This is a genomic window from Delftia sp. WSY_12 (assembly GCF_043104645.1).
In the GTDB taxonomy this organism is placed as follows: domain Bacteria; phylum Pseudomonadota; class Gammaproteobacteria; order Burkholderiales; family Burkholderiaceae_C; genus Comamonas; species Comamonas tsuruhatensis.
The window spans coordinates 23,655-39,307 of the sequence record NZ_JBICKW010000029.1 but is presented as its reverse complement, the minus strand read 5'-3'; the positions used below and the strand labels follow the sequence as shown (position 1 = coordinate 39,307).

Below are 15,653 nucleotides of genomic sequence, written 5' to 3'. Positions count from 1 at the left end.
ATCCAGACTCCCTAACTTTCATCCCGGCGATGGCAGGCCGACGAGCATGCCGTGCCTGAGAGGACTCTCGTAATGTTCGGAGCTTTCCGTCGGTATTTCTCCACCGACCTTGCCATTGATCTTGGCACAGCCAACACCCTGATTTTCGCCCGCGACAAGGGCATTGTTCTGGACGAACCCTCCGTTGTCGCCATCCGCCACGAAGGCGGCCCGCATGGCAAGAAGGTGATCCAGGCGGTGGGCCGTGAAGCCAAGGCCATGCTGGGCAAGGTGCCCGGCAACATCGAGGCCATTCGCCCGATGAAGGATGGCGTGATTGCCGACTTCGTCATCACCGAGCAGATGATCAAGCAGTTCATCAAGATGGTGCATCCGCGCTCGGTGCTCACGCCCAGCCCGCGCATCATCATCTGCGTGCCCTGCGGCTCCACCCAGGTCGAGCGCCGCGCCATCAAGGACGCGGCCGAGGCGGCAGGAGCCACCTCCGTCTACCTGATCGAGGAACCCATGGCCGCCGGCATCGGTGCTGGCCTGCCGGTGTCCGAGGCCTCGGGCTCCATGGTGGTGGACATCGGTGGCGGTACCACCGAAGTCGGCGTGATCTCGCTGGGCGGCATGGTCTACAAGGGCTCCGTGCGCGTGGGCGGCGACAAGTTCGACGAAGCCATCATCAGCTACATCCGCCGCAACTACGGCATGCTGATCGGCGAGCCCACGGCCGAATCCATCAAGAAGAACATCGGCTCGGCCTTCCCCGGCTCCGAAGTCAAGGAGATGGAAGTCAAGGGCCGCAACCTCTCCGAAGGCGTGCCGCGCAGCTTCACCATCTCGTCCAACGAGGTGCTCGAAGCCCTGACCGACCCGCTCAACCAGATCGTCAGCGCCGTCAAGAACGCGCTGGAGCAGACCCCGCCCGAGCTGGGCGCCGACATCGCCGAGCGCGGCATGATGCTGACCGGCGGCGGCGCGCTGCTGCGCGACCTGGACCGCCTGCTGGCCGAAGAGACGGGCCTGCCCGTGCTCGTGGCCGAGGAACCGCTGACCTGTGTGGTGCGCGGCTGCGGCATGGCGCTGGAGACCATGGACCGCCAGGGCAGTATCTTCACCAGCGACTGACGCGGCGCAGGCCGGGGCCCGTTGTCGCGGGCCCGGGCGGCAGCCGACCGACTGCAACGTTTTTCTTCTCCCTTCCGTGGTGACCTGCATGCTTGCCCTGCCTTCCTTCGCACCGGGCCCGGCCCGTGCTTTCCAGGCCGCAGCAAGTGCGGCAGGGCAGGCCCTGCCGCGCGGGAGGGGCGCATGAATCCCAACACCCTGGACCACTCGGCGCCCTCGCTGTTCAAGCGGCGGCCCTCGCGCGTCTCCCAACTGGCCATCTACAGCGCATTGGCGCTGTTTCTGATGGTGGCCGACGCGCGTTTCAGGATCACCGACCCCGTGCGCGTGGCCGTGTCCACCGTGCTGTACCCCGTGCAGTGGGTGATGCTCAAGCCGGTGGAGGCCGTGCACGACGCCAGCCGCTACCTGGGCTCGCTGGACGAGGCCCAGGCCCGGGAGCAGGGCGCGCGCAAGGAACTGGTGGCCATGGCCCAGCGTGCCTCGCTGGCCGACGAACTGATCCAGGAAAACGACCATCTGCGCGAGCTGCTGCAGTTGCGCGACCGCCTGACCACGCCCGGCACGGCGGCCGAAGTGGTCTACGACAGCCCCGACCTCTATACCCGCCGTGTGGTCATCGACCGCGGCCAGGTGGACGGCATCGCCCAGGGCTCGCCCGTGCTCGATGAAAAGGGCGTGGTCGGCCAGGTCACGCGCGTGTATCCGCTGCGTTCCGAGGTCACCCTGCTCATCGACCGCGACCAGGCCATTCCCGTCTTCAACCCGCGCACCGGTGCACGCAGCGTGGCCTATGGCGACCCGTCGCCGCTGCGCACCGGCGGCATCGAGCTGCGCTTCATGCCCAGCAATGCCGATGTGCAGGAAGGCGACCTGCTGACCACCAGCGGCGTCGACGGCCTGTACCCGCCGGGCCTGCCCGTGGCCAAGGTGGTCTCGGTGGAGCGCCGCGCGGACTCGGCCTTCTCCCGCATCTACTGCGAACCCGTGGGCCGCGTTCAGGGCGTGCGCCACGTGGTGGTGCTCAAGCCGCTGGACCGCGCCACGCATCCCGAGGCGGAAGGCGCTGCCGAACCCCTGCGCGCCGGCAAGGGCAAGGAAAAAGACAAGGGCAAGGAAAAAGACAAGGCCAAGGACGGCAAGGGCAAGGAAGCCGCCAAGGACGGCGGCAAGGCCGGCAAGACAGATGCGCCGGCCACGCCTGCCGCACCCGCTGCTCCCGCCGCACCCGCCTCCGCCAGGAAGGAGCCCGCATGATCATGCCGCGCGGCCAGCAGCTGCTGCTGCCGGTCAATCCCCTGTTCATCGTCGTCAGCCTGCTGGCGGCGCTGGCACTCAACATGCTGCCGCTGGGACGCCAGGCCTGGCAACCCGACCTGCTCATGGTGCTGCTGGCCTTCTGGGCATTGAACCAGCCCCAGCGCGTGGGCATGGGCGTGGCCTTCCTGCTGGGCCTGTGCATGGACGTGGACCGCTCCTCCCTGCTGGGCCAGCATGCGCTGGCCTATGCGCTGCTGGTGTTCGCGGCCGGCGCCATGGGCCGGCGCCTGTCGTGGTTCTCCACGCCCGTGCAGGCGCTGCACCTGCTGCCGCTGTTTGCCGTGGTGCACGGCCTGCAGGTGCTGCTGCGCATGGTGGCCGGTGGCATCATGCCCGGCCCGCTGGTGGTCGTCGCGCCTTTGATCGAGGCCCTGCTGTGGCCCCTGGTCAGCGGCCTGCTGCTGGCGCCTCAGCGCCGCCCGCCGGACAGTGACGAGAACCGTCCCCTGTGAGGCTTGACGCGTGATGGAAATCCGCAATACAGAAGCCGAGCTGCAGCGATTCAGGTTGCGCGCATGGGTGATGAGCGTGGTGGTGCTGCTGGCCTTCGGGCTGGTGGTGGCGCGCTTGCTGGTGCTGCAGGTGCAGCGCCATGAGGAGCTGTCCGAGCGCGCCGAAAGCAACCGCACGGCCGTGGTGCCCATCGTGCCCAACCGGGGCCAGATCCTGGACCGCAACGGCGTGGTGCTGGCCACCAACTACTCGGCCTACACGCTGGAGATCATGCCCTCGCGCGCGGGCAACCTTGAAGAGACCATCGACAGCCTGGCCGAGATCGTCGAGATCACGCCGCGCGACCGGCGCAAGTTCAAGCGCCTGGTGGACGACTCCCGCAGCTTCGACTCCCTGCCCATCCGCACGCGCCTGACCGATGACGAGGTCGCGCGCTTTGCCGCGCAGCGCTACCGCTTCCCGGGCGTGGACATCAAGGCGCGGCTGTTCCGCACCTATCCCATGCAGGACACGGCCAGCCATGTCATCGGCTACATCGGCCGCATCAACCAGCGCGAGAAAGAGGCGCTGGAAGACTCCGACGACGCCGCCAACTACCGTGGCACCGACGTCATCGGCAAGCTGGGCGTGGAGCAGAGCTACGAAACCGACCTCCACGGCCAGACCGGCTGGGAGGAAATGGAAACCTCGGCCGGCGGACATGCCGTGCGCAAGCTCGGCAGCCGCCCCGCCACGCCCGGAGACAGCCTGGTGCTGTCGCTGGACATCAAGCTGCAGCGCATGGTGGAGGAGCTGTACGGCGACCGCCGCGGCGCCCTGGTGGCCATCGATCCGCGCAGCGGCGAAGTGCTGGCCATGGTCAGCCGTCCCACCTTCGACCTGAACCTCTTCGTCGATGGCATCGACCAGGAGAGCTGGACCACGCTCAACGAATCCATCAACCGCCCGCTGCTCAACCGCGCGCTGCGGGGCACCTATCCGCCGGGCTCCACCTACAAGCCCTTCATGGCGATTGCCGCGCTGGAGTCGGGCAAGCGCCGCCCCGACACCACCATCATGGACAACGGCAGCTGGACCTTCGGCGGCCACACCTTCCGCTCGGGCCACCCCAACGGGCCGACCAACCTGCGCCGCTCCATCATCAAGTCGTCCAACGTGTACTACTACATGCTGGCCAACGACATGGGCGTGGACATGATCCACGACTACATGAAGCCGCTGGGCTTCGGCCAGCTCACCGGCATCGATGTGCGCGGCGAGGCGCGCGGCGTGCTGCCCAGCACCGAGTGGAAGCGCAACACCTACAAGCGGCCCGAGCAGAAGAAGTGGTACGCGGGCGAGACCATCTCGCTGGGCATCGGCCAGGGCTACAACAACTTCACCATCCTGCAGCTGGCCAATGCCATGTCCACGCTGGCGGCCAAGGGCGTCAAGCACCGCCCCCACCTGGCCGTGGGCCGTGTCGATGCCGTCACGCAGCAGTTCTCGGCCATCAACAAGGACCCAGGCACCAGCATGGGCTACAAGCCCGAGAACGTGGAGGCCGTGCGCGCCGCCGTGGCCGCCGTGACGGTGGAGGGCACCTCGCGCGGCATCTTCGGCAACGCGCCCTACACCTCCACCGGCAAGACCGGCACGGCCCAGGCCGTGGGCGTGCGCCAGAACGAGAAGTACAACGCGGCACGCCTGTCCGAGTTCCAGCGCGACCACTCGCTGTACATCGCCTACGCGCCGGCCGACAACCCCACCATTGCCGTCGCTGCCATCGTGGAGAACGCCGGCTTCGGTGCCGCTGCCGCCGCACCGCTGGCGCGCCGCGTGTTCGACTACTGGCTGCTGGGCCGCTACCCCAGCGTGGAGGACATGGCCGCCATGCGCAAGGGCCAGGCCGGCGTCCCCTTAGGCACCCCGCGCCGCGTCTCCGAAATCACGCTGGATGCGGAAACCGTGAACCTGCCCGGCCTGCCGCGCTACGAGCCGCCCGAGGCGCCGGTCCCCGTGCCCGCAGGCCGCCCGGCGGTGCTGCCGCCGCCTTCGGCTGCCGAGCTGGAGGATTGAGGCACGCTTGTGTGCCGCTGCAAGCGGGTCTGAGCCCTGCGCGGCAGATTCAGCGCTGCCAGGGATCGATGACCGTGACCCCGCAGTCCGCAAAGTCCCGCACATTGCGGGTGGCAAGGCTGGCTCCCCTTGAGCGGGCGATGGCCGCAATCATGGCGTCGAACTGGCTGATGGGTCTGCCGGACTGCCTTCGGGCCGCAGCGATCTGCGCATAAGCGTCAGCGGCACCGTTGTCGAACTCCAGGACGCGGCCTGCCATATCGATGTCCAAGATGGCCTGCACTGCAGCCAGCAACCCATGCTTGCGCTGTCCCTGCGGCAACAGCAGGACGCCGTACAGCAATTCGCCGCGCGTGATGGCTGTGGTGAGCAAACTGGAGCGGGGCTGGCTGGCCAGCCATTCCATGGCGCGCCTGTCGGGATCGGGGCGCAGAGCCTCGGACAGGACGTTGGTGTCGAGAATGATCACCGGCTGGCACCCAGCGGATTGCGAATGGGCTCGCGCTGCGCAAGCACCAGTTCAACGCCGCCCAGGGGCTCGACCCGGGCCCGGATGGAGTCGAACAGTGAATGCCCCTCCGCCGCATTGGCTGCGAGTGCCGCGCGCAAGATGTTGCGGGCCTCTTCTTCCATGGAGTGGCCGTGCAGGTCCGCCTGCAGACGCAGCCGGGCCTGCAGGTCTTCATCCAGATCGTGGATCGTCATGGTAGTCATGGCCAGGCTCCTTTCAGGTCAATGACGCATGGTAGTCATGGACAGGCAAGGCGACAACGGCATGCCCCCTGCGCATGAGGGCACGCAAGGCGACGAATCAGGGCTTCGGCCTCAATGCCCCATGCGACCGATGAACGCCGCGATCCGCTCGCTGGCCGGGTTGCCGAAGAATTCGGCCGGTGGCGCCTCGTGGGCGATGCAGCCCTGGTCGAAGAACATCACGCGGTCGGCGACCTCGCGGGCGAAGCCCATTTCGTGGGTGACCACGATCATGGTCATGCCGCCGCGTGCCAGCTCGCGCATCACGTCCAGCACCTCCTGGACCATCTCCGGGTCCAGCGCGCTGGTGGGCTCGTCGAACAGCATCACCTGCGGCTCCATGGCCAGGGCGCGGGCAATGGCCACGCGCTGCTGCTGGCCGCCCGACAGCTGCCACGGGTACTTGTGGGCGTGGGCCTGCATGCCCACTCGCTCCAGCAGGGCCATGGCCTTGGCATTGGCCTGGGCGCGCGGCGTTTTGTGGATGCGGCGCGGCGCCAGGGTCACGTTGTCCAGCACCGTCATGTGGCCGAACAGGTTGAACTGCTGGAACACCATGCCCACTTCGCAGCGCTGCTTTTGCAGCGTGGCTTCGTTGTCGGTGACTTCGACGCCGTCGATGGTGATGCGCCCGCCATCATGCGGCTCCAGCCGGTTGATGGCGCGCAGCAGCGTGGACTTGCCCGAGCCCGAGGCGCCGATGATCACCGTCACCTCGCCCGTGCAGAACTGCGTGGAAACGCCCTTGAGCACCTGGTGGCTGCCGAAGGACTTGGTGACCTTGTCGGCCACGATGTAGGGCATGCCCCGTGCCAGCTTGTCGGCGCTCATTTGTGGCGGCCCTCCACGTCGAAGCGGTACTCCACGGCAGCCGTGACCTGGGTCACCAGCGTGGTCAGCACCAGGTAGGTCACGCCCACGGTGACCAGGGTCTCCACGGGCTGGAAGGTGGCCGACTGGATGCGGTTGCCCACATTGGTCAGCTCCACCACGCCGATGGCGTACGCCAGCGACGAATCCTTGAGCAGGGCCACGAAGTTGCTCACCAGCGGCGGCAGCGAGATCTTGAAGGCCTGTGGGAACACCACGTCCATGAAGACGCGGCTGCGCGGCAGGCCCAGCGCGCGTGCGGCCTCGGCCTGGCCGCGCGGCACGGCCTGCAGGCCGGCACGCACGGCTTCGGCGTTGTAGGCGCCCACGTTCAGCGCCAGCGCAATGCAGGCGGCCGCGAAGTCGGGCAGGTTCAGGCCCGGGATCAGCACCGGCAGCGCGAAGTAGATGAACAGGATCTGCACCAGCAGCGGCGTGCCGCGGATCGCCCAGACGTAAAAGCCTGCAGCCCAGCGCAGGGCGGCCGTGCGCGAGGTGCGCGCCAGCGCGGCGGCGATGCCCAGCACCAGGCCGGCGGCGCCGCTGGCCAGCGTCAGGTACAGCGTGGTGCGCGCGCCATCGGCGAAGGTGTCGGCATTGGAGCCTATGGGCTCGGGCAGCAGGGACAGCAACTGCCCCAGCAGCGAAACCACGAGCACCATCAGCAGCAGGGCCGTGACCAGGGTGGCGTTGCTGCGCTGCGAGCGGCTCCAGTGGGCGGGCCAGAGGACGGTAAGCATAGGTGGGCTAGAAACAAAAAGGCGCCCTGCAAGTGGGCGCCGGTCGGGCAGATCTGCCCGGGGCCTCAGTCAGGGCAGCGGATGTCTTCGTGGAAGTATTTCTGCGACAGCTTGGCGTAGCTGCCGTCGGCCAGGGCGTCCTTGAAGGCCTTGTTCCAGGCATCGGCCAGCGACTTGTTGTCCTTGGCCACGGCGGCGGCAATGCGCTCGACCAGCAGCAACTCGCCCTGCTTGAGCTGGGCATTGGGGTTCTTCTGCTGCAGTTCCTTGGCAATGAAGCGCTCGGTCACCCAGGCGTCCACCCGCTTGGACAGCAGCGCATTGCGCGCGGCCTCGTTCGTGGGGAAGTTGACCAGGCGCTTGATGCCGGGCAGGTTCTTCTCCATGTACTGCATATAGGTGGTGCCGGTCTGCACCGACACCGTCTTGCCCGCCAGGTCCTTGCCCGAGCGGATGGCCGGGTCCAGCGACATCACGATGGCGCCAGAGCAGTAATGGGGCTGGGTGAAGGTCACGGCCTTCTCGCGCTCGGGCGTGATGCCGTGCGAGGAAATCACCAGATCCCAGCGGTCCTGCTGCAGGCCGGTCAGCAGGGCGTCGAAGCTGATGGTCTTCCACTCGTACTTCACGCCCATCTTGGCGGCCATCATCTGGGCCAGCTCGACTTCGAAGCCGGTCAGCTGCTTGCCCTCGAAATGGGCGAAGGGCGCGTAGTAGCCCTCGGTGGCCAGGCGCAGCGTGCCTTCCTTCTGGATGGCGTCGAAGGGGCGGGCCTGAACGCCGGCGGCGGTCCACAGGGCCAGCGCGGCGGCGGCGATGACGGTAAAGCGTTTCATGGAACTCCTGGGCTGTCGCTCAAGACCTGACCCCGGCGCCGCAGCATGAAGAAAGCGCCAAGGCACGCATCAGTGCATGGGCCATGGACGGCGGGGCCGGTTTTTTGCGGCTGGTCGGCTGGTCGGGTACGGCCGCTGGCAGGGGTGCGACATGCACCAGCCGCCGCAGCTCAAGGCGAAAAGTCGGCAATTATAGAAGGTTGCCGTCGCCAACGCCGATGGCAGGTGTTGCGAACGCCGCTGGCCCGTGCTCAGGCGATGAAGGCGTCGTAGCCGGTCTTGAGGATCAGCAGGCTCACCACGCCGATGAAAATGCCGCGCACAAAGCCCGTTCCATGGCGCAGGGCCATGTGCGTGCCCAGCATGGCGCCCAGCACATTGGCCACCGCCATGGGCACGGCCAGGTGCCACCAGATATGGCCCTTGAGCGCGAACAGCGCCAGCGCAGCCAGGTTGGTGGCCATGTTCAGCAGCTTGGCCGAGGCCGATGCGTTCAGGAAGTCATAGCCCATCAGCCGCACGAACAGGAACACGAAGAAGCTGCCCGTGCCGGGGCCGAAGAAACCGTCATAGAAGCCAATCACCAGGCCGATGGCGCAGGCGATCAGCGTCTCGGCGCGGCCCGAATAGTGCGGCGTGTGGTGGCGGCCCATGTCCTTGCGCGCCAGCGTGTAAACCAGCACGCCCAGCAGCACCAGCGGCAGCAGCCGGCGCAGGAAATCGGGGGAGATCTGCGTGACGGCCCAGGCGCCCGCAAAAGAGCCCGCCATGCCCACGCAGGCCGCCGGCATCATCGCGCGCCAGGGCAACTGCACCTTGCGGCCGTACTGCCAGGTGGACATGGCCGTGCCCCAGACCGAGGCGCTCTTGTTGGTGCCCAGCAGCGTGGCCGGTGGTGCGGTGGGGAAGGTGGCGAACAGCGCGGGCAGCAGGATGAGGCCTCCGCCGCCCACGATGGCGTCCACGAAGCCAGCCAGCATCGAGGCCAGCGAGACGATGATCCATTCCATAGGGCGGCGATTGTCGCACCGCCACGGTGCCGCATCAGGCTGGCCGCAGGCATAAAAAAAGCGCCGGACTTGCCGGCGCTCTGGGAAATGCATCTTGGGATGCTATTTATGAATGTTGATCTGGTTGTGTACGAGTTGTCTCCTCGGCCCCTCTTGTGCAGCACTGTGGTACCGCGAGAGTGGATGGACTTTAATGGCCGCACCTGGGTGGTGCATCGGGGATTTCCCGCAGTTGCCGCGAAAGTGCGGGATTGCACCAGCAAGGGGCTGGGACGATGATTGCCGGTTGCCGGACGTTCAGCGCATGCGCAGCACCAGCTTGCCGAAAGCACCCCGCTCCAGATGCTCCAGGGCTGCCGGCAGATCGGCCAGCGCGTATTCGCTGTCGATCACAGGTTGCAGCTTCAGCCAGTCCACGGCACGCACCAGATCCTGCAGCGCACGCCGGTGTGCCACGCCGATGCCCTGAACGGTGGCGCGCCCCAGCAGCAGCGGATAGACCGAGCCGCGCAGCTCGTCACCCTGCAGATTGCCGATCACCGACACGCGGCCTCCCTGTGCCAGGGCCGATAGCGAGCGGCCGAAGTTATCCCCCCCGGCCAGTTCCAGCACATGGTCGGCGCCGCGTCCTCCCGTGAGGGCGCGCACCTCGGCGGCCCAGTCCGGCGTGCGGTGGCGGTGGATGCCGTGGTCTGCACCCAGCTGCGCAGCCCGCGCCAGCTTGTCGTCGCTGCCCGAAACCACCACCACGCGCGCACCCTGGGCATGGGCGATCTGCATGGCGAACAGCGCCACGCCGCCCGTACCCATGATGACCACGGTGTCGCCGGGCCGCGTGGGCGCGGACTCGGCCAGCGCGAACCAGGCGGTTGCGCCCGCGCACGTCAGGGTGCTGGCCTGCGCAAAGTCCAGCTGACGGGGCGCGGCGACCAGGTTGTCTTCGCCCAGCACCACGTATTCCGACAGCATGCCCGGCCCGGGCGAGCCCAGCGGCAGGCTGGTGCGCGGCTGCACGCCGTCCTGCCAGCCGCAGAAGAAGGTGCTGATCACGGCGTCGCCAACCGCGAACTCCGCGACGCCCGGGCCGATGGCGACCACCTCGCCAGCCATGTCCGAGCCGGGCACCAGGGGCAGGGCCGGCCCCATGCCCATGCCGTCGCGCAGGATCAGCAGATCGCGGTAGTTCAGCGATGCCGCATGCACACGCACCAGTACCTGGCCCTGCCCGGGCTCGGGAATGGGGACTTGCACCAGCTGCAGGTTTTCATGGCCCAGGGCGGGCAGTTGCCATTGCTGCATGAATGGGGAAGACGCAGGCACGGTCATGGAAGGCGGTCCTTTCGAGGCAGATATCAAACAGGACTTCAGTCTATTGATTCCTCCATAATTGCATTGATTCAATTGAGGCTATGGTTTGTAGAATTTATGGAACCAATTGCAAATGACAGGCTGGCAGGCGTCAGCGCTTTCGTCGCCTCGGCCGAGGCTGGCAGCTTCGCCCAGGCGGCCGAGCGCCTGGGCCTTACGCGCTCGGCTGTTGGCAAGGCCGTGGCGCGGCTGGAAGAGCGCCTGGGCGCGCGGCTGTTCGTGCGCACCACGCGCAGCCTGGGGCTGACCGAGGACGGCCAGATGTTCTACGAGCGCTGCGCGCAGGCGCTGGAGGACCTGGATGCCGCCCGGCACATGCTGGAAGCCGGGCGGCGGGAAGTGGTGGGCCGGCTGCGCATCAGCGCACCCGTGGTCTTCGGCCGCCACCACGTGGCTCCCTTGCTGCTGGAGCTGGCGCAGCTGCATCCGCGCCTGCGCATCGAGGCCAGCTTCACCGACCGCCAACTGGACTTCGCCGATGACGGCATCGACCTGGCCATACGCAGCGGGGAACTGTCTGACAGCGACTGGCTGGTTGCGCGGCGCCTTGGCATGCAAACCATGGTGCTGTGCGCATCACCCGCCTATCTGCAGGCCCATGGCGCGCCGCGCAGCGTGGCCGACCTGGCCGGGCATCGCTGTATTGCCTATATGCGCAGCGGCCGCGCCGCCCCCTGGGGGCTGGCCGGTGAGGATGGATCGCTGGCCACGCCCGTGCTGGAGCCGGCGCTGGGCTTTGACGACATAGAAACCATCGCCACGGCCACGCTGCAGGGCGCGGGCCTGGCCCACATGCCGCTGTGGCGGGTGCGCAGTGCGCTGGACAGCGGGGCGCTGGTGCGCCTGCTGCCCGACGTGCCGGCCGCGCGCATTCCCCTGCATGTGCTGTGGCCGCGCACGCGCTTTCTGCCCTACCGGCTGCGCGTGACCATCGATGCGCTGCTGGCGGCGATTCCGCCGCTGCTGCAGGAGCAGTCCTAGGCGGCCAGCGCAACGGCCGGTTCCGTGCTCTGCCGTGCCGGCTCCTGGCCCCGGCCCTGCCTGTCCGCAAGAATCCAGCCGGCGGCCTTCTCCGCCATCATCAGCGTCGGGCTGTTGGTGTTGCCGCTGGTGATGCGCGGCATGGCGCCTGCATCGATCACGCGCAGGCCCTGTACGCCGCGCACGCGCAGGCGGCTGTCGAGCACAGCCATGGGGTCGTCGGCGCGGCCCATCTTCGTGGTTCCCACGGGGTGGAAGATGGTGGTGGCAATGTCGCCGGCCAGGCGGGCCAGGTCCTCGTCGCTCTGGTATTGCACGCCGGGCTTCCATTCCTCGGGGGCAAAGCGCGCCAGCGCGCTCTGGCTGACGATGCGCCGCGTCACGCGCAGGCTGTCGGCGGCCACCTGCCGGTCCTCGGGCGTGGACAGGTAGTGCGGCGCAATGGCAGGCGCCTGGCGGAAGTCTCCGCTGCGGATGCGTACCGTGCCCCGGCTGGTAGGGTTGAGGTTGCAGACGCTGGCCGTGAAGGCCGGAAAACCGTGCAGCGGCTCGCCGAAGGCGTCCAGCGACAGCGGCTGCACGTGGTACTGGATATTGGGGTGCGCCTGCTGCGGGCTGCTGCGCGTGAAGGCGCCCAGCTGCGAGGGCGCCATGCTCATGGGGCCGCTGCGGCGCAGCAGGTACTCCAGGCCGATGCCGGCCTTGCCCCACAGCGAATTGGCCATGGTGTTGAGCGTGCGCGCGCCCTTGATCTTGTAGACCGAGCGGATCTGCAGATGGTCCTGCAGGTTCTCGCCCACGCCGGGCAGGTCGTGGCGCACGGCGATGCCGTGGCCTTGCAGCAGCGCCCCCGGGCCTATGCCCGACAGCTGCAGGATCTGCGGGGAGTTCACGGCGCCCGCGCACAGCAGGACCTCCTGGCTGGCCTGCACATCGACCATTTCCGAGCCGGTCCAGACCTGTGCGCCGCTGCAGCGCAGGCCGCCGGCGGGCAGCGGCTCGAACAGCAGCCGGCTGACCTGGGCATGGGTCCACAGCTCGAAGTTGGGGCGGCCATAGCAGGTGGGCCGCAGGAAGGCCTTGGCGGTGTTCCAGCGCAGGCCGCCCTTTTGGTTGACCTCGAAGTAGCCCACCCCCTCGTTGCTGCCGCCGTTGAAGTCCTCGGTGGCCGGAATGCCGGCCTGCTGGGCGGCTTCGGCAAAGGCATCCAGGATGTCCCAGCGCAGGCGCTGCCGCTCCACGCGCCATTCGCCGCTGCCGCCTGTGCCCGTGCCGCCGTGCAGGGCGCGAAAGCGCGCATCGGCGTTGCCCCCGGCGTCCAGCCGCCAATGGCTTTCATGCTGGCGAAAGGCCGGCAGCACCTGGTCCCAGCGCCAGGCGTCGTCGCCGGTCAGCTCGGCCCAGCCGTCGTAGTCGCGGGCCTGGCCGCGCATGTAGATCATGCCGTTGATGCTGGAGCAGCCGCCCAGCGTCTTGCCGCGCGGATAGCGCAGGCTGCGGCCGTTGAGCCCTTCGTCGGGTTCGGTCTGGTACAGCCAGTCGGTGCGCGGATTGCCGATGCAGTACAGGTAGCCCACGGGGATGTGGATCCAGTGGTAGTCGTCCTTGGCGCCCGCCTCGATCAGCAGCACGCGGCTGCGGCCGTCGCGCGAGAGCCTGTTGGCCAGGAGGGCGCCTGCCGTGCCGGCGCCGATGACGATGTAGTCGAAGGTGGTATTGCTCATGGAGATGGGCGGGCGTCCGCTGCGGGCCGGAACGTCCTTGGGAGCCGGGGTTGGTGCTTCGGCCCATTGTGCGGACAGCATGCGCACTGTCGAGAGGGAAAGCGCGCTGGACTCCTTTTTTCGCAGCAGCGCATGCAGCAGCGATGGCCGTCCCGCTGGTTTTTTGATAAAAATTGCACGCGTAGGGCAAAGCCGTCGCGCACACGGCGTTGCGGGGCAATCTGCGGGCCGCGCCGCTCGGTTATCCTGCGGTCTTGGCGGGCGTGCCACCGTGCCTGCCCGCGCGCCTCGGCCCCGCCTTCGCAACCCCCAAGGACTTCCTGCACTTGTCTGCCCTCAACAATCCCCCCCAATGCAGCCTGCGCCGTGACAACGACGGCCAATGGGCGTTGCTGACCGGCTCCTGGGGCGCGGCCGAGCTGGGCCGGCGGGCGCAATGGCGCAGGCTGCGTGCACAGCTGGCCGACGCCAAGGGCGATGACCTGGGCTGGAACCTGCAAGGGCTGGACTGGCTGGACCACGTGGGCGCGCAACTGCTGTGGAACCACTGGGGCCGTCGCCTGCCCGCGCGCCTGGCGGCCAGCGACGCGCAGCGCGCCATGCTCGACCGCGTGGCCCGTTTTTCCAAGGAGCCTGCACCGTCGGCCCCGCGCCTGAGCCTGCTGGAGCACATCGACAGCCTGGGCTGCCTGGTCATCAACGCCTGTGGCCATTTCGCACAGCTGACGCGGCTCATCGGCCAGTTGCTGATCGACCTGGTGCGCTTTGCGCGTGCCCCGCACCGGGGGCCTTGGCGCGACATTTCCGGCCACCTCTACTCCATGGGCGCCACGGCCCTGCCCATCACGGCCCTGGTGGGCTTTCTGATCGGCGTGGTGCTGGCCTACCTGATGGCGCTGCAGCTGCGCCAGTTCGGGGCGGAATCCTTCATCGTCAACATCCTGGGCATCTCGCTGATCCGCGAGCTGGGCCCGCTGCTGGCAGCCATCTTGGTGGCGGGCCGCACGGGCTCGGCCATCACCGCCCAGATCGGCGTGATGCGCGTCACCGAAGAGCTGGACGCCATGCAGGTCATGGGCATACCGCACGGCTTTCGCCTGGTGCTGCCGCGTGCGCTGGCGCTGGCCATTGCCATGCCCCTGGTCTCGCTGTGGACCACGCTGGCTGCGCTGGCCGGCGGCATGCTGGCAGCCGACCTGACCATGGGCGTCACGGGTGCCTACTTTGCCGAGGCGCTGCCTGCCGCCGTGAAGATCGGCAACCTCTGGATCGCCATGGGCAAGTCCGTGGTCTTCGGCGCCCTCATCGCCCTGATCGGCTGCCACTGGGGCCTGCGCGTGGAGCCCAATACGCAGAGCCTGGGCAAGGGCACGACGGCCTCGGTGGTGTCGGCCATCACCATGGTCATCGTGGTGGATGCGATCTTCGCAATCCTTTTCAAAGATGTCGGAATCTGATGGCCATGGACACCGAAACCTCCTCCACGCCCGCAGCCGACGAGCCCATCGTGCGCATCGCCGGGCTGTGGAGCGTGTTCGGCGAAGGCGAGAACGCCTTTGCCGTGCACCAGGACCTGGACCTGGATGTGCAGCGCGGCGAGATGCTGTCCATCGTCGGCGGCTCGGGCACGGGCAAGACCGTGCTGCTGCGCCAGATGCTGGGGCTGCTGGAGCCCACCAAGGGCCGCGTCGAAGTGCTGGGCCGCCCGGCCAGCGAAATGGGCCGCGAGGGCGCTGCCAGCCGCGTGGGCATGCTGTTCCAGCACGGGGCGCTGTACTCGGCCTTCAGCGTGCTGGACAACGTGGCCTTCGCGCTGCGCGAGCAGGGCACGCTGCCCGACGATCTGGTGCGCGACGCGGCCCTGGTCAAGCTGCAGATGGTGGGCCTCAAGCCCGAGCATGCCTCGCGCATGCCGGCCGATCTCTCGGGTGGCATGATCAAGCGCGTGGCGCTGGCGCGGGCGCTGATCATGGACCCGCCCCTGCTGTTGCTCGACGAGCCCACGGCCGGCCTGGACCCCACCAGCTCCGACGAATTCTGCGAACTGCTGCGCGAGCTGCGTGCCGAGCTGGGCCTGACCGTCATCATGGTCACGCACGATCTGGACACGCTGTTCGCACTGTCCTCGCGCGTGGCCGTGCTGGCCGAGAAGAAGGTGCTGGTCAGCGGCCCGCCGCGCGAGGTGGCCGAGTTCAAGCATCCATTCATCGAGCATTTCTTCCAGGGCGAGCGCGGCAGGCGCGCGATGAGCACGGTATGAGAAGCCCCCCTGAGTCGCTTCGCGCCTTCCCCCCTCTCGCCTTGCGGGGGGGGACGACACCCTCGCGGCGGGGCGGCCCTTGCTCGGTGTCCCTTGCCTTGGGGTGCGCCGGTTTTGAAGGCCGCGCTCTGAGTGCTGGCCCTGGGGACTGTGGCCCCATGCCT

The 15,653-nt window shown here is 68.1% G+C and carries 15 protein-coding genes; 7 read left to right on the top strand and 8 right to left on the bottom strand.

Annotated features, from left to right (window positions below):
* Positions 1 to 72 precede the first annotated feature (72 nt).
* The 4 genes from ACF8LI_RS18030 (at position 73) to mrdA (ending at position 4,947) form a co-directional block, all read left to right on the top strand.
* A complete protein-coding gene (locus tag ACF8LI_RS18030; protein WP_012202293.1) occupies positions 73 to 1,116 on the top strand; it encodes a rod shape-determining protein in 1,044 nt (347 codons plus the stop codon).
* Positions 1,117 to 1,299: 183 nt separating this feature from the next.
* Entirely contained in the window at positions 1,300 to 2,373 is a 1,074-nt protein-coding gene (gene mreC, locus ACF8LI_RS18025) for a rod shape-determining protein MreC (RefSeq protein WP_160854756.1), read from the top strand.
* A complete protein-coding gene (gene mreD, locus ACF8LI_RS18020; RefSeq protein WP_016448548.1) occupies positions 2,370 to 2,888 on the top strand; it encodes a rod shape-determining protein MreD in 519 nt (172 codons plus the stop codon). Before mreC ends, mreD begins: the two co-directional genes overlap by 4 nt.
* 13 nt (positions 2,889 to 2,901) lie before the next feature.
* Positions 2,902 to 4,947 (top strand): penicillin-binding protein 2, encoded by a 2,046-nt coding sequence (gene mrdA, locus ACF8LI_RS18015; RefSeq protein WP_392413641.1) that lies wholly within the window; start codon positions 2,902 to 2,904, stop codon positions 4,945 to 4,947.
* Positions 4,948 to 4,996: 49 nt separating this feature from the next.
* Here mrdA and ACF8LI_RS18010 read toward each other — a convergent pair whose 3' ends face one another.
* The 7 genes from ACF8LI_RS18010 to ACF8LI_RS17980 form a co-directional block, all read right to left on the bottom strand.
* Positions 4,997 to 5,416, bottom strand: a complete 420-nt coding sequence (locus ACF8LI_RS18010) for a type II toxin-antitoxin system VapC family toxin (RefSeq protein ID WP_043791093.1) — start codon at positions 5,414 to 5,416, stop codon at positions 4,997 to 4,999.
* Positions 5,413 to 5,661 (bottom strand): hypothetical protein, encoded by a 249-nt coding sequence (locus ACF8LI_RS18005; protein WP_016453586.1) that lies wholly within the window; start codon positions 5,659 to 5,661, stop codon positions 5,413 to 5,415. The genes ACF8LI_RS18010 and ACF8LI_RS18005 overlap by 4 nt, the downstream gene beginning before the upstream one ends.
* Before the next feature lie 111 nt (positions 5,662 to 5,772).
* Positions 5,773 to 6,531 (bottom strand): amino acid ABC transporter ATP-binding protein, encoded by a 759-nt coding sequence (locus tag ACF8LI_RS18000; RefSeq protein WP_016448544.1) that lies wholly within the window; start codon positions 6,529 to 6,531, stop codon positions 5,773 to 5,775.
* On the bottom strand, positions 6,528 to 7,310 hold the full coding sequence (locus tag ACF8LI_RS17995) for an amino acid ABC transporter permease (protein WP_016448543.1): 783 nt from the start codon (positions 7,308 to 7,310) through the stop codon (positions 6,528 to 6,530). Before ACF8LI_RS17995 ends, ACF8LI_RS18000 begins: the two co-directional genes overlap by 4 nt.
* A 65-nt stretch (positions 7,311 to 7,375) precedes the next feature.
* The gene (locus ACF8LI_RS17990) at positions 7,376 to 8,146 is read right to left on the bottom strand and encodes an ABC transporter substrate-binding protein (RefSeq protein WP_160854760.1); all 771 of its coding nucleotides are present in this window, start codon (positions 8,144 to 8,146) and stop codon (positions 7,376 to 7,378) included.
* Between the two features lie 251 nt (positions 8,147 to 8,397).
* Positions 8,398 to 9,156 carry a TSUP family transporter gene (locus tag ACF8LI_RS17985; protein ID WP_013800226.1) on the bottom strand — a complete coding sequence of 253 codons (759 nt, stop codon included), beginning with the start codon at positions 9,154 to 9,156 and terminating at the stop codon, positions 8,398 to 8,400.
* A 297-nt stretch (positions 9,157 to 9,453) separates the two neighbouring features.
* The gene (locus ACF8LI_RS17980; protein ID WP_016448540.1) at positions 9,454 to 10,482 is read right to left on the bottom strand and encodes an NAD(P)-dependent alcohol dehydrogenase; all 1,029 of its coding nucleotides are present in this window, start codon (positions 10,480 to 10,482) and stop codon (positions 9,454 to 9,456) included.
* A 99-nt stretch (positions 10,483 to 10,581) separates the two neighbouring features.
* Here ACF8LI_RS17980 and ACF8LI_RS17975 point away from each other — a divergent pair, with 99 nt between their 5' ends.
* A complete protein-coding gene (locus ACF8LI_RS17975; RefSeq protein WP_392413638.1) occupies positions 10,582 to 11,505 on the top strand; it encodes a LysR substrate-binding domain-containing protein in 924 nt (307 codons plus the stop codon).
* On the opposite strand, the gene ACF8LI_RS17970 is transcribed toward ACF8LI_RS17975, so the two are convergent.
* Positions 11,502 to 13,229 carry a GMC family oxidoreductase gene (locus ACF8LI_RS17970; protein ID WP_017404919.1) on the bottom strand — a complete coding sequence of 576 codons (1,728 nt, stop codon included), beginning with the start codon at positions 13,227 to 13,229 and terminating at the stop codon, positions 11,502 to 11,504. The genes ACF8LI_RS17975 and ACF8LI_RS17970 overlap by 4 nt on opposite strands.
* Before the next feature lie 326 nt (positions 13,230 to 13,555).
* Between ACF8LI_RS17970 and ACF8LI_RS17965 the strand changes: the two genes are divergently transcribed.
* Both ACF8LI_RS17965 and ACF8LI_RS17960 read left to right on the top strand, forming a co-directional pair.
* Positions 13,556 to 14,686 carry an MlaE family ABC transporter permease gene (locus ACF8LI_RS17965; RefSeq protein ID WP_392413637.1) on the top strand — a complete coding sequence of 377 codons (1,131 nt, stop codon included), beginning with the start codon at positions 13,556 to 13,558 and terminating at the stop codon, positions 14,684 to 14,686.
* Entirely contained in the window at positions 14,686 to 15,489 is an 804-nt protein-coding gene (locus ACF8LI_RS17960; protein WP_012202305.1) for an ABC transporter ATP-binding protein, read from the top strand. Before ACF8LI_RS17965 ends, ACF8LI_RS17960 begins: the two co-directional genes overlap by 1 nt.
* The last annotated feature ends 164 nt before the right edge of the window (positions 15,490 to 15,653 follow it).